Origin of the sequence: Pseudomonas poae (assembly GCA_028869255.1) — a bacterium.
Classification (GTDB): Bacteria; Pseudomonadota; Gammaproteobacteria; order Pseudomonadales; family Pseudomonadaceae; genus Aquipseudomonas; species Aquipseudomonas poae_C.
The window spans coordinates 2,115,217-2,132,641 of record CP110972.1; the positions used below are offsets into that span (position 1 = coordinate 2,115,217).

Here is a 17,425-nt window from a genome sequence, read left to right on the forward strand (position 1 = left end):
TTTCAAGCGACGGCAACGACGTCGAGAATGCGTTGCACCACGCGGTCCTGGTCAATGCCGGCCGCTTCGGCCTCAAACGACAGAATGATGCGATGGCGCAGCACGTCAAACAGCACGGCCTGGATGTCTTCCGGGCTCACGAAGTCGCGACCGGCCAGCCAGGCGTGGGCGCGGGCGCAGCGGTCGAGGGCGATGGAGCCACGCGGGCTGGCGCCGTAGGCGATCCACTCGGCCATTTCCGGGTCGAACTTGGCCGGGGTGCGCGTGGCCATCACCAATTGCACCAGGTATTCCTCCACCGCGTCGGCCATGTACAGGCCGAGGATCTCCTTACGCGCAGCAAAAATTGCCTGCTGGCTGACGCGGCGCTCAGGCTTGGTTTCACCGTTGAGCGCTTCGCCACGCGCCTGTTGCAGGATGCGTCGTTCGACGGCAGCGTCCGGGAAGCCGATTTTCACGTGCATCAGGAAGCGGTCGAGCTGGGCTTCGGGCAGCGGGTAGGTGCCTTCCTGCTCGATGGGGTTTTGCGTGGCCATTACCAGAAACAGCGGCGACAGGTCGTAGGTGCTGCGCCCGACGCTGACCTGGCGCTCGGCCATGGCCTCCAGCAGCGCGGACTGGACCTTGGCCGGGGCACGGTTGATTTCGTCTGCCAGCACCAAGTTGTGGAAGATCGGCCCTTGCTGGAACACGAAGCTGCCGGTTTCCGGGCGATAGATCTCGGTGCCAGTGATGTCGGCGGGCAACAGGTCGGGGGTGAACTGGATACGATGGAACTGCGCTTCGATGCCCTCGGCCAGCTCTTTGATGGCCTTGGTCTTGGCCAGGCCCGGCGCGCCTTCCACCAGCATATGGCCGTCGGCAAGCAAGGCGATCAGCAGGCGATCGATGAGTTTTTCCTGGCCGAGAATCTGCGTAGAAAGAAAGGTTCGCAGCGCAAGCAGCGCTTCACGATGTTCCATCGATGACGGTTCCTGGAGAGATGAGCCCGGGCGTCAAGAAAAAAACGCCGGGCCTGGGGCGCTTACTTTAATGCATCGCGGGGTGTGGCGACTAACGGCGCGCGGGGTATTTTTAGCAAAACTTGTAGGAATTTTGTGCGGATTGCGCAAATTGCTTCCTGTGGCGAGCGCACTTGGTGGCGAGCGGCCCTAGTGGCGAGCGGGCTTGCCCGCGTTGGGTTGCGAAGCAGCCCTGATACGAACAACCGAGTTTTACCTGAAAAAACGCGGTGGCCTTTGGGGCCGCTTCGCAGCCCAACGCGGGCAAGCCCGCTCGCCACGAGGGAGGCCCGAGTGCCACAGGGGCCCCGAGCGCCAAAAAGCGGAGTTCGGCCGTTAGGTGCGGGTAAAAGTACCGGTGCCTTTGAGGATGTTCTGCAGGGTTTCTTCCAGCTCAGCCAGGTCCGGCGCGGCGGTGGCGTGGGTGATCTGCAACTGGTCCTTGCCGCCCAGCGCATCGGCATCGCCGGCCGCCAGTTCAATCAGCAGGGTGGTGTCGCTCAAGGTGACCTTGAGCCCGTCCAGGGTCGACGGCTCGTAGTCCCAGGTCAGCTCCACCTCATCTTCATCCGGGTAACGGCTGAGCATGAACATCTCGCCGTTTTTGCCGTGGCAGCAGAGCATGGCCATGTTGTCTTCTTCTTCGTCGCACGGGGTGGCCATCAGTGCGTCGGTTTTAAGTTGCAGCATGGGAAATCCTGTCTGGAGTAGGGCGCAGCAGGGCAATTGTGCCATTGCGGCGAATTTTGTGCTGCATTCTGTGTCAGACCCAATGCATGACCTGACGGGCCGAATCGGTCATTTCTGGTACTCGTGGGCCTGAGAATAGCCGGTTTTTCTGCCGGAAAATCCGGGTTGCGCCCATCGCAACCCCGCGCCTGCTTACCGATGACCGAATATGTCGCAGCGTCGCAAGCAGCTGTCTTCCTACACTCGTTAAGCTGCGCAACGGATGTGCACCGGCCTGGCGTCTGACCTGCCCGTCGTACCGTCACCCGGCGTGGTGTGCATCTTATGGAAGTTGTATGTGACCTCATTGTCTTGTCCAGCTTCACCCACCTGTCACCCTGATTCGTTTATGGTGCTTATTGTCACTACCTGCGAACAGAGCTGACGGTCTCCCCGCAAGGGGATAACACGCGACGCTTCCATCAATAACAAGCCCAAGCGGAGTACCACAGATGGCGTTCTTCACCGCAGCCAGCAAGGCCGACTTCCAGCATCAACTGCAAGCGGCACTGGCGCAGCACATCAGTGAACAGGCACTGCCACAAGTGGCGCTGTTCGCTGAGCAATTCTTCGGCATTATTTCCCTGGACGAACTGACCCAGCGTCGCCTTTCCGACCTGGCCGGTTGCACCTTGTCTGCCTGGCGCCTGCTTGAGCGCTTTGATCACACCCAACCGCAAGTGCGGGTCTACAACCCCGATTACGAACGTCATGGCTGGCAGTCGACCCACACTGCGGTCGAAGTCCTGCACCATGACCTGCCATTTCTGGTGGACTCGGTACGTACCGAGCTGAACCGCCGTGGCTACAGCATTCACACCCTGCAAACCACCGTGCTCAGCGTGCGTCGCGGCCCAAAAGGCGAGTTGCTGGAAATCCTGGCCAAAGGCACCCAGGGCGAAGGCATCCAGCAAGAATCGCTGATGTACCTGGAAATCGACCGCTGCGCCAATGCCGCCGAACTCAACGTGCTGAGCAAAGAGCTTGAGCAGGTACTGGGCGAAGTGCGCGTGGCCGTGGCCGATTTCGAGCCGATGAAAGCCAAGGTCCAGGACCTGCTGGCCGGTATCGACGCCAGCCCGTTCAGCATCGACGGCGAAGAAAAAGCCGAGATCAAGAACTTCCTGGAATGGCTGGTGGGCAACCACTTCACGTTCCTCGGCTACGAAGAGTTCGTGGTACGTGACGAGGCGGACGGCGGGCATATCGAATATGACACCAGCTCCTTCCTCGGCCTGACCAAACTGCTGCGTGCCGGCCTCACCGCTGAAGACCTGCGCATCGAAGACTACGCCGTGGCCTACCTGCGCGAGCCGACCGTGCTGTCGTTCGCCAAGGCTGCGCACCCAAGCCGCGTGCACCGCCCGGCGTATCCGGACTATGTGTCGATCCGTGAGATCAGCGCCGACGGCAAGGTCATCAAGGAACACCGTTTCATGGGCCTGTACACCTCCTCGGTGTATGGCGAAAGCGTGCGGGTGATCCCGTATATCCGTCGCAAGGTGGCGGAAATCGAACGCCGCTCGGGCTTCCAGCCCAAGGCGCATTTGGGCAAAGAGCTGGCTCAAGTGGTGGAAGTGCTGCCACGTGACGATCTGTTTCAGACCCCGGTCGACGAGCTGTTCAGCACCGTGATGTCGATTGTGCAGATCCAGGAACGCAACAAGATCCGCGTGTTCCTGCGCAAAGACCCGTACGGTCGTTTTTGCTACTGCCTGGCCTATGTGCCGCGTGACATCTATTCCACCGAAGTGCGCCAGAAGATCCAGCAAGTGCTGATGGATCGCCTGAAAGCCTCGGACTGCGAGTTCTGGACCTTCTTCTCTGAGTCCGTGCTGGCGCGTGTGCAGCTGATTCTGCGGGTAGACCCCAAGAACCGCCTGGACATCGACCCGCTGCAACTCGAAAAAGAAGTGGTGCAGGCGTGCCGCAGTTGGCAGGACGACTACTCAAGCCTGGTGGTCGAAAGCTTCGGCGAAGCCCACGGCACCAATGTGCTGGCCGACTTCCCGAAAGGCTTCCCGGCCGGTTACCGCGAGCGTTTCGCCGCGCATTCGGCCGTGGTCGACATGCAGCACCTGCTCAGCCTGACCGAAGCCAACCCGCTGGTGATGAGCTTCTACCAGCCGCTGGGCCAGGTTTCCGGCCAACGCGAGCTGCATTGCAAGCTGTACCACGCCGATACCCCGCTGGCGCTGTCCGACGTACTGCCGATCCTGGAAAACCTCGGCCTGCGCGTGCTGGGCGAATTCCCGTACCGCCTGCGTCACGCCAATGGCCGTGAGTTCTGGATCCATGATTTTGCGTTTATCGCCGCCGAAGGCGTGAACCTGGATATCCAGCAGCTCAACGACACCCTGCAAGACGCGTTCGTGCACATCGTGCACGGCGACGCCGAAAATGATGCGTTCAACCGCCTGGTACTCACCGCCGGCCTGCCATGGCGCGACGTGGCGCTGCTGCGTGCTTACGCCCGCTACCTGAAGCAGATCCGCCTGGGCTTCGACCTGGGTTATATCGCCAGCACCCTGAACAACCACACCGACATCGCCCGCGAGTTGACCCGGTTGTTCAAGACCCGCTTCTACCTGGCGCGCAAGCTCACCGCCGATGACCTGGAAGACAAGCAGCAACGCCTGGAACAAGCGATTCTGACCGCTCTGGACGATGTTCAGGTGCTCAATGAAGACCGCATCCTGCGTCGCTACCTGGACCTGATCAAGGCCACCTTGCGTACCAACTTCTACCAGACCGACGCCAACGGCCAGAACAAGTCGTACTTCAGCTTCAAGTTCAATCCGCATGCGATCCCTGAGCTGCCTAAGCCGGTGCCGAAGTTCGAAATCTTCGTCTACTCGCCGCGTGTCGAAGGCGTGCACCTGCGCTTTGGCAACGTGGCACGCGGTGGCCTGCGCTGGTCCGACCGTGAAGAAGACTTCCGTACCGAAGTGCTCGGCCTGGTAAAAGCCCAGCAAGTGAAGAACTCGGTGATCGTGCCGGTGGGCGCCAAGGGCGGCTTCCTGCCGCGTCGCCTGCCATTGGGCGGCACCCGGGACGAGATCGCGGCCGAGGGCATCGCCTGCTACCGCATCTTCATTTCCGGCCTGTTGGACATCACCGACAACCTGAAAGACGGCGCCCTGGTGCCACCGGCCAACGTCGTGCGCCATGACGACGATGACCCCTACCTGGTAGTGGCGGCGGACAAGGGCACTGCGACCTTCTCCGACATCGCCAACGGCATTGCCATCGACTACGGCTTCTGGCTGGGCGATGCGTTTGCCTCCGGTGGTTCCGCCGGTTACGACCACAAGAAAATGGGCATCACCGCCAAGGGCGCGTGGGTCGGTGTGCAGCGCCACTTCCGTGAGCGCGGCATCAATGTGCAGGAAGACAGCATCACCGTGGTCGGTGTCGGCGATATGGCCGGTGACGTGTTCGGTAACGGCTTGCTGATGTCCGACAAGCTGCAACTGGTCGCGGCCTTCAACCACCTGCACATCTTTATCGACCCTAACCCGACCCCGGCCAACAGCTTCGCTGAACGTCAGCGCCTGTTCGACCTGCCGCGCTCGGCCTGGACCGACTACGACACCAGCATCATGTCCGAAGGCGGCGGTATCTTCTCGCGCAGCGCGAAGAGCATTGCGATCTCGCCACAGATGAAAGAACGCTTCGACATTTCAGCCGACAAGCTGACCCCGACCGAGCTGCTGAACGCCTTGCTCAAGGCACCGGTGGACCTGTTGTGGAACGGCGGCATCGGTACTTACGTCAAGGCCAGCACCGAAAGCCACGCCGATGTGGGCGACAAGGCCAACGACGCACTGCGCGTCAACGGCAATGAGCTGCGCTGCAAGGTAGTGGGCGAGGGCGGTAACCTCGGCATGACCCAGCTGGGTCGTGTGGAGTTCGGCCTCAATGGCGGCGGCTCCAACACCGACTTCATCGACAACGCCGGTGGCGTGGACTGCTCCGACCACGAAGTGAACATCAAGATCCTGCTCAACGAAGTGGTGCAGGCCGGTGACATGACCGACAAGCAGCGCAACCAGTTGCTGGCGAGCATGACCGACGAAGTCGGCAGCCTGGTGTTGGGCAACAACTACAAGCAGACCCAGGCCCTGTCCCTGGCTGCGCGCCGTGCCTACGAGCGTGCTGCCGAGTACAAGCGCCTGATGAGCGACCTGGAAGGCCGTGGCAAGCTGGACCGTGCCATCGAGTACCTGCCGACCGAGGAGCAGCTCACCGAGCGCGCTTCCACCGGCAAGGGCCTGACCCGTCCGGAGCTGTCGGTGTTGATCTCCTACAGCAAGATCGACCTCAAGGAAGCCTTGCTCAAGTCGCTGGTGCCGGATGACGACTACCTGACCCGTGACATGGAGACCGCGTTCCCACCGAGCCTGGTCGCCAAGTTCGGTGAAGCGATGCGTCGCCATCGCCTGAAGCGCGAGATCGTCAGCACCCAGATCGCCAACGACCTGGTCAACCACATGGGCATCACCTTCGTGCAGCGGCTCAAAGAGTCGACCGGCATGAGCCCGGCGAATGTGGCGGGCGCTTATGTGATCGTGCGCGACATCTTCCACCTCCCGCACTGGTTCCGTCAGATCGAAGCCCTGGACCACCAGGTTTCCGCCGACGTGCAACTGGAGCTGATGGATGAGCTGATGCGCCTGGGCCGCCGCGCTACGCGCTGGTTCCTGCGCAGCCGTCGCAACGAGCAGGACGCCGGGCGTGATACCGCGCACTTCGGTCCGCACCTGGCGGCGTTGGGCCTCAAACTCGACGAACTGCTGGAAGGTCCGACCCGCGAAGGCTGGCAGACCCGCTACCAGGCGTACACCGAAGCCGGTGTACCTGAGCTGTTGGCGCGCATGGTTGCAGGTACGACTCACCTGTACACCTTGCTGCCGATCATCGAAGCCGCCGACGTCACCGGGCATGATGCCGCCGAAGTGGCCAAGGCCTACTTCGCCGTCGGCAGCGCCCTGGACTTGCCGTGGTACCTGCAGCAGATCAGCGATCTGCCGGTGGGCAACAACTGGCAGGCCCAGGCCCGCGAAGCCTTCCGCGACGACGTGGACTGGCAGCAACGGGCGATCACCATTTCGGTACTGCAAATGGCCGACGCGCCACACGACATGGAAGCCCGCGTGGCCCTGTGGCTTGAGCAGCACCAGGACATGGCTGATCGCTGGCGCGCCATGATGGTGGAAATTCGTGCCGCAGTCGGCACGGACTACGCCATGTACGCGGTGGCCAACCGTGAGTTGCTGGACCTGGCGTTGAGTGGTCAGTCGGTGCTGCAACCGGCGTGATCCCTCGGTAAAACAAAAGCCCCCGTATCGTGAGATGCGGGGGCTTTTTGTTGGAATACTATTTATCCAGCAATGGGGGACAAATGTGGGAGCGGGCTTGCTCGCGAATGCGGTGTATCAGTCAATTATGTACTCCCTGAACCAGCGCATTCGCGAGCAAGCCCGCTCCCACACTGTTGGTCTCCATTTGCTTGGGATCAGTGATGCTTGAGTAACTTGCTTTCCAGGTGATCCAGGTGTTGGGTCATCAGGGCCACTGCGGCGGTTGAGTCGCGCTGTTCAATCGCATCCACAATCGCCACATGCTCCTGCCACGCGCAATACGTGCAGGCTTGCGCTTCATATTGGGCAATGATCAGCGAGGTCAACGGCACCAGGCTATTGAGGAACTGCGCCAATGGCGCGTTACCCGCGATCGCCGCCAGTTGCAGATGAAACTCCCCGGAAAGCCGAATCGCCGGCCCACGGTGGTCGCGCTCGATGCACTCACGTTCCCGGGCAATCAGCTCGCGCAACTGGCGTACTTGCGCGGCGGTGGCCTGGGCGCAGGCCAGCTGCACCACGGTGACTTCGGTCATGCGCCGCGCTTCGAGGATTTGCCGCGTCTGCTGGGCATCCGGCGCGGCAACTTGGGCTCGCTGGTTGGGGCGCAGAATCACCACTTGCTGATGGGACAGCTTGGCCAGCACCCGACGGATCACGCTGCGGCTCACGCCAAAGGTTTCGCCCAGGCCTTCTTCGGTAAAGCGGCTGGAAGGGGCGATGCGTTGTTCGAGGATGGCGTCGAACAGCCGTGGGTAGATGTCATCCACCGAGGGCTTTTTGCCCGCCACCAGGCGCAGGGCAGGGAGTATGGATTCGCGTTGCAGGGCGTGGGCGTTCATGGCCGGTCTCCAAAAATCAGCTACCCAGGTGGTCGTCCGGGATGTTCAAGCGAATGCCCATGCGCAGACCTTCCTGAAGGATGTGCCGACGCATTTCGGCGCTGGCCACCGCACTGTTTTTATTGCGGATGGCGCGCACCACGGCTTCGTTTTCCTGCAGGCGTTCCGCCAGGTGCTCGGGCGAATTACGCAGCACCTGGGCGCTTTGCTTGAGCGCGTTGCTGGTTTGCTGCACCACGTTCTGGAAAATCGGGTTGGAGGTGAGGGCGAACAATTCTTCGTGGAAGCCGATGTAGGCATTCATGCCCGCTTCGGCATCCCCGGCGTCGAGGGCTTCGCGCATGTCCATCAGGGTCAGGCGCAGTTGGCCGACTTCCTTGCTGCTGATGGACTGGGCCACCAGGCCGACAATAAACGGTTCGAGGGTGTAGCGCAGTTGCAGGATATCTTCGAGGCTGGCATCGGCCACCGCGTCGCTGGATGGGGTGTCGCTGACGCTGGTTTCCAGTACCACCACGCCTTTGCCCGGCATGGAGCGCACCAGGCCGAGGGTTTCCAACACGATCACGGCTTCGCGCAGGCTGGGGCGGCTGATGCCCATCTGTTCGGCCAGTTCGCGTTGGCCGGGGAGCATTTCGCCGCGCCGCCACTGGCCCCGCGCCAGGGCGGCGCGAAGTTTTTCTACGACTGAATTGACGACGGTTGAGGTGCTGATCACGTCTACGTCTCCTTGATGTTGCAAATACGCTAGCCAAATGGGCGATGTTCAAAATGTGGGAGCGGGCTTGCTCGCGAATGCTGTGTATCAGTCAACACATCTGTTATTGAAAGACCGCATTCGCGAGCAAGCCCGCTCCCACATTTGATCTGTGTCGCTCATGAATGGGTTAGAACTCCTGATGCGCCGGTAACACCGGTTTCTTGGTCTGGAAGGCATAACCTTGCTGGCCATCAAGCACCTTGTTTGCACGCTGGATATCGATGTCTTTTTCCCAGCGGGCAATGGCCACGGTGGCGACGCAGTTGCCGATCAGGTTGGTCAATGCACGCCCGATGCCCATGAACCAGTCCACCGCCAGCACCAGCACCAGGCCGACCACCGGAATCGCCGGGATCGCAGTAAGGGTGGCCGCCAGAATCACCAACGCGGAACCGGGAATCCCATGGGCGCCCTTGGAGGTGATCAGCGACACCAGCAGGATGGTCAGCAAATCTGTCATTGACAGCGGTGTGCCAGTGGCGTTGGCGATAAACACGATGGCCAGGGTCAGGTAGATCGAGAACCCGTCGAGGTTGAACGAATACCCGGTTGGAATCACCAGGCCCACGGTGGAGCTGCCGATCCCCAAGTGCTCGAGCTTGCGCATGATTTGCGGCAGCACGGCGTCGGAGGAGGCGGTGCCCATCACGATCAGCAACTCTTCACGCAGGTACTTGAGCAGCGGCAACATGCGCAAGCCCGACAGGCGCATCACCAGCCCGAGGATCAGTGCGACAAAGGCGAAGCAGGTCAGGTAGAACAGGCCGACCAGGCTGCCCAGGTGTTGCAGGGAATCCAGGCCATAGGTGCTGGTGGTGAAGGCGATGGCGCCGAACACGCCGATCGGCGCCAGGCGCACGATCATGCCCATGATGCGGAAAATGATGTGGCTCAGTTCGTTGATCAAGCGCGAGATGCCCGAAGCGGCTTCGCCCACCAGGTTCAGCGCGCTGCCGAACAGCACCGAGAACAGCAGCACTTGCAGCACGTTGTTGTCGGCGAAGGCGCCGATCACCGAGTTGGGTATCAGGTCCATCAGGAACTGGCTGGTGCCCTTGATGTGCTGGCCCTTGTCGGCCAGTTCGTTCAGGCCGGCGGAGGAGAGCTGCTCCAGGTGGATATTGGCGCCTTGGCCGATGCCGGTGCTGAAGGCCATGATCAGGCCGATCACCAGGGCGATGGTGGTGAGCACTTCAAAGTAGATCACCGACTTGAGGCCGATGCGCCCGACCTTTTTCAAGTCGCCGGCGCCGGAAATACCGCTGACCACCACGCAGAACACGATCAGGCCGATCAGCATCTTGATCAGCTTGATAAAGCCGTCACCCAGGGGTTTGAGTTGCGAGGAGAATTCGGGAAGGGCCAGGCCGCAGGCGATGCCGAGCATCAGGCCAATCACGACTTGCAGGAAAATCGAACGCGAGCACCATCTGAGCATGGGAGGGATCTCTATTCGGTGCCCTGGTGGTTCCAGGGCTTAATTGTTGTGGTCTTACCGGTAAGTCCAGTGCGCGGCCAGTCTACGCCGGGTTTTTTTGAAATAACAAGTCATTATTCGTCGGTTGACGGGTCCCGGTCTGACCAGTTGGTCGGCAAGGGTGATGCTTGAGCGGTTGGCGGGTTGGAAAATTTTTCGCTTATCATCCGCCGCTCGGCACATGAGGTGATGGATGGATAAACCAGGACTGACCACCGATGAAACCGGGCAAACCTACTGCACCTGGCGCACGGCCGCGCCGCAGTACCTGCATTATCACGACCACGAGTGGGGCGTGCCGGTGGCGGATGACATCCAGCTGTTCGAGAAGATCTGCCTGGAAGGCTTTCAGGCGGGCATGGCGTGGATCACCATCCTGCGTAAACGCGAGCAGTTTCGGCTGGCGTTCGAGGGCTTTGATTTTCGCCGGGTGGCGCAGTACGCCGAGGCGGATATCGAACGCTTGATGCAGGACCCGGGCATCGTGCGCAATCGGGCGAAGATCGTCTCAACCATCAATAACGCACGCCGGGCGTGTGAGCTGGTGGACGAAACCGGGTCGCTGGCGCGCTGGATGTGGGCGTTTGAACCTGGCGCGGAGGAGCGCCCGGGCGTAGTGGATATGGCTTACTGGAGCGGCAACCCGACGTCGGCGGCTTCGGTGCGCTTGTCCAAAGCCTTGAAAAAACGCGGCTGGACCTATGTGGGCCCGACCACGATGTACGCGCTGATGCAGGCGATGGGGATGGTCAATGACCACCTTGAAGGCTGCGCCTGCCGGCCACGGATCGAGCACCTGCGCCGCCAGTTCAAACGCCCCTGAGTCACTGACTGCACCCGCTTGGAATTGTGGGAGCTGGCTTGCCTGCGATAGCGGTGGGGCTGCTAAAACTTCTGTTCCTGATACTCCGCCATCGCGGGCAAGCCCGGCTCCCACAGGGGATTTTGGTGTGGCGGATTATTGTGGCAGGGGCGTCAGCACGTCAGCTTTGTCATCCAGCACCATCACCACCAGCAGCTTGGCGGGTTTGGTCTGGCTGGCATTGCTCGATTCAAAGTGCCGCGAACCGGCCGGCTCATAGAACGACTCACCGACCTTGTAAGTCACCGCCTTCTCATCATTCACCCGCGAGGTGATCGCCCCTTCTAGCACGTAGGCCACGGCGGTGCCGGTGTGGCTATGCGGCACGGTGGCCTGGCCAGGGGCGTAGCTCACGGTGAGCATGATGGTTTTTTTGCCGGGCACATTGGCCAGGGCGTGTTCTTGCAGGACCTTGATCGATTCCTGGTTGTACACCGGTTCATGGGCAAAGGCGCCGAGGGAGACGAGCATCAGGCTGGTGGCGAGCAGGCGTTTCATGGTGGGGTTTCCGAGTAATTCGAGACCTCTTCACCCTACGCTCAGGGCTGGGCCCCACCAATGACCAATCCTGCGGAAAACCGCTCAGCCAATCTGCTGCAGAATATCGCGCACTTTATCCAGCGCCGGGTCGATGTCCAGGGTCTCGATAGCGCCAAAGCCGATGATCAAGCCATCGCGCACCGGTGCGTCGTGGAAGAACACCGCGAGGGGGTACAAGCCCACCTCCACCTGGCGCGCCAGCTGGATCAGCAGCGGAATATTCACCGGTACCTTACACAGCGCGGCCATGTGAAAGCCGGCCACGGTCGGCACCGCTTCGAACCAGGGCGACAAATCCCCCGCCAGGCGCTGCAGGATGCGCTCGCGGCGCCCGGCGTACACCGTGTGGCAGCGGCGAATATGCTTGAGCAGGTAGCCTTCGCTGATGAACTTGGCCAGCGCCCATTGCGCCAGGGTGGAGCTGTGCTGGTCGGTCAGTTGCTTGGCCTTGAGCACTGCGCCGTAAATCGCCGGCGGCAGTACCGCGTAGCCCAGGCGCAGCTCCGGCAGCAGGGTTTTCGAGAAGGTTCCGACGTAGGTCACCACCCCCCGGCTGTCCATGCTTTGCAGCGAGTCGGTGGGCCGGCCTTCGTAGCGGAACTCGCTGTCGTAGTCGTCCTCGATAATGATCGCGCCCAGCTCGAACGCACGCGCCAGCAAGGCTTCACGGCGTGGCAGGCTCATGGGCATGCCGAGCGGGAACTGGTGGGACGGCGTGACATAGATCAGCCGCGTGCCCGCCGGGATCAGCTCGACCTGGATGCCCTGCGCGTCCACCGGCACACTGGCAACGCTGGCGCCCATGGCCTGGAACAACTGGCGTGCGGGGCTATAGCCCGGGTCCTCCATGGCGACGATGCTGCCCGGTTCGAGCACCACACGGGCGATCAGGTCCAGGGCCTGCTGCGCGCCATTGGTGACCACCACGTCGCTGTCGCGGCATTTGACGCCGCGCGAAAACGCGATATGCCCGGCGATGGCACTGCGCAGTGCGGGCAAGCCTTCGGGCTGGCTGTAGAAACCGCTGTTCTGGGCAATGCGGCGCAGCGCGTCCTGGGTGCAGCGCCGCCATTCATCCTGGGGGAACTGGTGGCGGCTGGTAGCACCGCCGATAAATTCGTAGCGCAAGGTGCTGTCGCGGGTGGGGTGGCGCATGGGGGAGGGCAGTGCCGCCCACTTCGCCAGGTTGGCGGCGCAGGCCAGGTCGGTGGCGGTTTGAAGGTGTTCGGTCTGCGGGGCGTGCGCGTTGACGAAGGTGCCACGGCCGGTCTTGCCGATCAGCAAGCCTTCGTAGGTCAGGGTGGCGTAGGTGTCGGACACGGTCTTGCGCGACACGCCCAATTGTTCGGCCAGCAAACGGCTGGGCGGCAGTTGCGCGCCGGCAGCCAGGCGCCCGGAGCCGATGGCTTCACGTAACTGCTGGTACAGCTGTTCGGCCAGATCCTTGCGGCCGTGGATCACGATGTGCAGTTCCATGTTTTACCCAGATGCATTCACTCTGCGCCAAGACTACTCGCTCATGGGGCGCGCTCAAAATGGTCTGTGCGTAAACCGCCTGATTGGCTATAGGGCTTATGCCAGAAGGGCTCTAGGCTAGTTCGTGACTGCCTTCGCTGCTTGAGAACCACCTCATGGAACCCCGCCTGGATTACTACACCGCCTCGCCGCAAGCGCTCAAGGGCATGCTGATGCTGGAGGCGACGACCTTTGGCCTGTCCATCGAGCAACCGTTGCTGGAGTTGATCAAGATCCGCGTCTCGCAACTTAACCACTGCGGGTTTTGCACCGATATGCATTCGATGGCGGCCCGCCAGCGTGGCGAGACCGAACGGCGACTGTTTGCCCTGTGCGTATGGCGTGATTCGCCGTTTTTTACAGCGCGGGAGAAGGCGGCATTGGCCTGGAGCGAGTCGGTGGCGACGCTGCCGACCTCCAGCGTTTCGGATGATTTGTTCGCGGCGGTGCGCTTGGAATTCAGCGAGCAGGAACTGGTGGACCTGACCATGGCGGTGTCCAGCATCAGTGGCTGGAACCGCCTGGCGGTGAGCTTTCGGCAACAGCCGCCGAATGCCTGAGTACGCCGCCGCTCAAAGGTGGGAGCGGGCTTGCCCGCGAATACGGAGTGTCAGGCACCCAATGTGTTGGCTGACCCACCGCTTTCGCGGGCAAGCCCGCTCCCACATTGGGTTCGGCGGAGCCTGAACGATCAGGACAGGAAGCCGCCATCCACATTCAGCGACACACCGGTGGTGTAGCTCGATGCATCGCTGGCCAGGTACAGCACCGCGCCGGCCATCTCGCTGGGGTCGGCCACGCGCTTGAGCGGGATCTGTGCCAGGGCCATTTTCAGGATCGCGTCGTTTTTGACCAGGGCCGAGGCAAATTTGGTGTCGGTCAGGCCCGGCAACAGGGCGTTGCAGCGAATGCCGAACTCGGCGCATTCCTTGGCGAACACCTTGGTCATGTTGATCACGGCGGCTTTGGTTACCGAGTAGATACCCTGGAATACACCGGGCGAAATGCCGTTGATCGAGGCCACGTTGATGATGCTGCCGCCGCCGTTTTCGCGCATCAGCTTGCCGGCTTCCACCGACATGAAGAAGTAACCGCGAATGTTCACGTCAACGGTCTTCTGGAAAGCCCCGAGGTCGGTGTCCAGCACGTTGCAGAATTGTGGGTTGGTCGCAGCGTTATTCACCAGGATATCCAGGCGGCCGAACTGCTCGCGAATACCGGCGAACACCTGGGTAATCTGCTCCATTTCACCAATATGGCAGGCAATGGCCGTGGCCTTGCCGCCGTCGGCGATGATCGCGTCGGCCACGTGCTGACAGCCTTCAAGCTTACGGCTGGAGACGATCACATGGGCGCCTTGCTGGGCCAGCAACTTGGCAATAGCCTCGCCGATACCGCGGCTGGCGCCGGAAACGAATGCGATCTTGCCGTCGAGGTCAAACAGGTTGGTCTTGGACATAGCGGTTCCTTAATCAGAGTGCGGATTTGCCGATGACATTCAGGCTCATCTGCTCCAGCAGCTTGTTCATCTGGATGAACTGCGCAAAGCGTTTGTCCTGGGTCTGGCCATGGAAGAAGCGGTAGTAGATCTGCTGCACGATGCCGGCCAGGCGGAACAGGCCGTAGGTGTAGTAGAAGTCGAAATTGTCGATGCGGATGCCGGCGCGCTCGGCGTAGTAATCGACGAACTCGCGACGGGTGAGCATGCCCGGGGCATTGCTCGGCTGGCGGCGCATCAGTTGCACCGGTGCCGGGTCGCCGGCTTCGATCCAGTAGGCGAGGCTGTTGCCCAAATCCATCAGCGGGTCGCCGAGGGTGGTCAGTTCCCAGTCGAGCACGCCGATAATTTGCATCGGGTTGTGCGGGTCGAGGATCACGTTATCGAAACGGTAATCGTTGTGCACGATGCTTGAGGTCGGGTGGTCGGCCGGCATCTTGTCGTTGAGCCAGTTGCGTACCTTTTCCCAACTCGGGGCATCGGGGGTCAGGGCCTTTTCATAGCGGTCGCTCCAACCTCGAATCTGCCGTTGCACGTAGCCTTCGGGCTTGCCCAGGTCGGCCAGGCCGCAGGCGCTGTAGTCCACCTGGTGCAGCTCGACGAACTTGTCGATAAAGCTTTTGCACAGCGCCTCGGTCTTGCTCGCGTCCAGGCCCAGTTCGGCGGGCAGGTCGGAGCGCAGGATGATGCCGTTGACGCGCTCCATCACATAGAACTCGGCGCCGATCACCGACTCGTCGGTGCAATGCACGTAGGCTTTGGGGCAATACGGGAAGCCATCTTTAAGCTGGTTGAGAATGCGGTATTCGCGGCCCATGTCGTGGGCGGACTTGGCCTTGTGGCCAAAAGGCGGGCGGCGCAGCACGAACTCCTGGCCGGGGTATTCCAACAGGTAGGTCAGGTTCGACGCGCCGCCGGGGAACTGGCTGATCGTGGGCGTGCCGCTCAGGCCCGGGATGTGGGCCTTGAGGTAGGGATCGATCAGGCCGGCATCAAGTTCTTCGCCTGGGCGAATCTGGGTCGATTGGTCGTTCAGCGCCATGCTTATCCCTTCTGCTTATTCTAAAGGCCTTGGACTATTTCCTAATCTAATGCGCGCAGCCGCCCAGCGACAAGGTCGGGGCGGCTTAATAGGTTAGCGTGTTGAATGTAGATCAGCGTGCCTGATCGGTCATTTTTCGGGCGCAGGCAATGCAACCGGCGTGAGCACCGGGCGCCCGGCGAAGTATTCCACCAGGTTGTCGGCCACACGCTGCACGGTGTCGTGAGCGGCTTCGGGGGACAGGCCGGCAACGTGCGAGGTGAGCACGGTATTGTTCAGGCGCTTGAGGGCATCCGGCACTTTGGGCTCATCGTCGAACACATCCAGGGCTGCGCCGCCGATACGCCGCTGTTCAAGCGCGGCGATCAGGTCGGCGGTCACCACCACGCTGCCACGGCCGATGTTCACCAGGTAACCGTTCGGGCCCAGGGCGTCCAGGGCGTGGCGATCAATCAGGTGGCGGGTGCTGGCGCCGCCGGGCGTGGCCAGGATCAGGAAGTCCGAGGTGCGCGCCAGTTCAACGGCCGTGGCGCAGTAGGTGTAGTCCACGTCATCGCGTGGCTGGCGATTGTGGTAGCTGATTTCCATGCCGAAGCCCAGGGCTGCGCGCTTGGCGATTTCCAGGCCCACCGCGCCCAGCCCGAGAATGCCCAGTTGTTTGCCGCCCAGGGAAGGACGCATCACCTTGGGCCACTCGCTGCGCCGCACCGCCGCGTCGGTTTGCGGGATGCCGCGCACCAGCGACAGCAGCAGCGCCATGGCGTGATCGGCCACCGATGGCGCGTTCACGCCTGCGCCGTTGGTTACCACAATCCCACGGTTGCTGGCGGCTTGCAGGTCGACGTGCTCGTAGCCGGCGCCGATCACACAGATGATTTCCAGCAGCGGCAGCGCGGCGATTTCTTCGGCGTACAGCCCCAGCGGGCCACGGGTGAGCACCGCCTGGATCTGCCCGCCATGGGTTTTGATGGCTTGCGCGCGTTCGGCGGGCGTCGGCGCCAGGATGACGTGAAAGTCATTGCTCTCGATGATTTGCAGGTATTCGTTGATGGTTTCAACCAGAACCAGAACAGTGGTGGTCATCGGAACGCTCTTCCTGAAGGGTTTGAGGGGATGAGTATGCGCGAAAAAGTTTACGGCAGGCGCGAGCTTGCTCGCACCGAGCGTGTTAGCGTGGTCAGAAGTTGAGATCAGCGGCGCGCACGCGCCGTACAAACGCGCCCGCCAGCGTCGCATTGTGATGCTCGATAATCGCCTCGGCCTTCAGCGCCGGGGTGTCCATGCAGGTATGGCCGTCTTCGGGCAATACCACCGACAGCCCCAGCTCAACCGCCACCCGGCACGTGGTGTCGATGCAGAACTGGGTTTTCATGCCGACGATCACCAGTTCCTTGACGTTGGCGGCCTTGAGTTGCTGCGCCAGGTCGGTGCCCAGGAAGCAGCTGGGGCGGGTTTTATTGAAGCAATGATCGCGGGTTTCATCGACGTGCAGTGCATGCCACAGCTGCCAGAGCGGACTGCCTGCCTCGATCGGCGAGCCCGCCGGGCCAGTGTGACGGGCGACGAAAATCGGCGCGTGGGCCTCGCGGGCACGCTGGATCAGCTGGTTGATAGTGACCAGTACACGCTCGCGTTCGAAGGGTTTTTCCGGGCCATCGTACAAGCCGGTTTGCATATCGATAATCAACAGGGCGTCAGCCATGGTGGTGCTCCTTGTGAATGCCAGATGGCGGAGCAATAAAAAGGCCCCGTCCATTGCTGGCGGGGCCTTGGGTTGAATCTGTGAAGTGTTTTGC

Annotated in this window: 14 protein-coding genes; 3 read left to right on the forward strand and 11 right to left on the reverse strand. The window is 61.6% G+C overall.

From position 1 onward, the window contains the following. Positions 1 to 2 precede the first annotated feature (2 nt). Both LRS56_09785 and LRS56_09790 read right to left on the reverse strand, forming a co-directional pair. Positions 3 to 962, reverse strand: coding sequence for a MoxR family ATPase (locus LRS56_09785; GenBank protein WDU64725.1), 960 nt, complete (start codon positions 960 to 962; stop codon positions 3 to 5). A gap of 375 nt (positions 963 to 1,337) precedes the next feature. Beyond that, positions 1,338 to 1,691, reverse strand: a complete 354-nt coding sequence (locus tag LRS56_09790; GenBank protein WDU64726.1) for a hypothetical protein — start codon at positions 1,689 to 1,691, stop codon at positions 1,338 to 1,340. A gap of 491 nt (positions 1,692 to 2,182) precedes the next feature. On the opposite strand from LRS56_09790, the gene LRS56_09795 reads away from it, so the two are divergent. Then, positions 2,183 to 7,051 carry an NAD-glutamate dehydrogenase gene (locus LRS56_09795; GenBank protein ID WDU64727.1) on the forward strand — a complete coding sequence of 1,623 codons (4,869 nt, stop codon included), beginning with the start codon at positions 2,183 to 2,185 and terminating at the stop codon, positions 7,049 to 7,051. A 197-nt stretch (positions 7,052 to 7,248) separates the two neighbouring features. On the opposite strand, the gene LRS56_09800 is transcribed toward LRS56_09795, so the two are convergent. The 3 genes from LRS56_09800 to LRS56_09810 all read right to left on the reverse strand — a co-directional run bounded on the left by LRS56_09800 (position 7,249) and on the right by LRS56_09810 (position 10,148). Continuing rightward, a complete protein-coding gene (locus tag LRS56_09800) occupies positions 7,249 to 7,935 on the reverse strand; it encodes a GntR family transcriptional regulator (GenBank protein WDU64728.1) in 687 nt (228 codons plus the stop codon). A gap of 16 nt (positions 7,936 to 7,951) precedes the next feature. Next, positions 7,952 to 8,653 carry a FadR/GntR family transcriptional regulator gene (locus LRS56_09805; protein WDU64729.1) on the reverse strand — a complete coding sequence of 234 codons (702 nt, stop codon included), beginning with the start codon at positions 8,651 to 8,653 and terminating at the stop codon, positions 7,952 to 7,954. Between the two features lie 169 nt (positions 8,654 to 8,822). Next, a complete protein-coding gene (locus LRS56_09810; GenBank protein ID WDU65717.1) occupies positions 8,823 to 10,148 on the reverse strand; it encodes a C4-dicarboxylate transporter DctA in 1,326 nt (441 codons plus the stop codon). Positions 10,149 to 10,365: 217 nt separating this feature from the next. Here LRS56_09810 and LRS56_09815 point away from each other — a divergent pair, with 217 nt between their 5' ends. Beyond that, entirely contained in the window at positions 10,366 to 10,995 is a 630-nt protein-coding gene (locus LRS56_09815) for a DNA-3-methyladenine glycosylase I (protein WDU64730.1), read from the forward strand. A gap of 135 nt (positions 10,996 to 11,130) precedes the next feature. Here the strand turns inward: LRS56_09815 and LRS56_09820 are convergent, their stop codons facing one another. After that, positions 11,131 to 11,532, reverse strand: a complete 402-nt coding sequence (locus LRS56_09820) for a cupin domain-containing protein (protein WDU64731.1) — start codon at positions 11,530 to 11,532, stop codon at positions 11,131 to 11,133. A gap of 84 nt (positions 11,533 to 11,616) precedes the next feature. Continuing rightward, a complete protein-coding gene (locus LRS56_09825) occupies positions 11,617 to 13,050 on the reverse strand; it encodes a PLP-dependent aminotransferase family protein (GenBank protein ID WDU64732.1) in 1,434 nt (477 codons plus the stop codon). 155 nt (positions 13,051 to 13,205) lie between these two features. Here LRS56_09825 and LRS56_09830 point away from each other — a divergent pair, with 155 nt between their 5' ends. Then, positions 13,206 to 13,649, forward strand: a complete 444-nt coding sequence (locus LRS56_09830; protein WDU64733.1) for a carboxymuconolactone decarboxylase family protein — start codon at positions 13,206 to 13,208, stop codon at positions 13,647 to 13,649. 131 nt (positions 13,650 to 13,780) lie between these two features. Here the strand turns inward: LRS56_09830 and LRS56_09835 are convergent, their stop codons facing one another. The 4 genes from LRS56_09835 to LRS56_09850 form a co-directional block, all read right to left on the reverse strand. Continuing rightward, positions 13,781 to 14,548, reverse strand: coding sequence for an SDR family oxidoreductase (locus LRS56_09835; GenBank protein WDU64734.1), 768 nt, complete (start codon positions 14,546 to 14,548; stop codon positions 13,781 to 13,783). A 13-nt stretch (positions 14,549 to 14,561) separates the two neighbouring features. Beyond that, complete coding sequence (locus tag LRS56_09840; GenBank protein WDU64735.1) at positions 14,562 to 15,629, reverse strand: phosphotransferase family protein; 1,068 nt, start codon at positions 15,627 to 15,629, stop codon at positions 14,562 to 14,564. 129 nt (positions 15,630 to 15,758) lie between these two features. Next, a complete protein-coding gene (locus tag LRS56_09845) occupies positions 15,759 to 16,712 on the reverse strand; it encodes a 2-hydroxyacid dehydrogenase (GenBank protein ID WDU64736.1) in 954 nt (317 codons plus the stop codon). A gap of 94 nt (positions 16,713 to 16,806) precedes the next feature. Next, positions 16,807 to 17,331 carry a cysteine hydrolase family protein gene (locus tag LRS56_09850; protein ID WDU64737.1) on the reverse strand — a complete coding sequence of 175 codons (525 nt, stop codon included), beginning with the start codon at positions 17,329 to 17,331 and terminating at the stop codon, positions 16,807 to 16,809. Positions 17,332 to 17,425 lie beyond the last annotated feature (94 nt).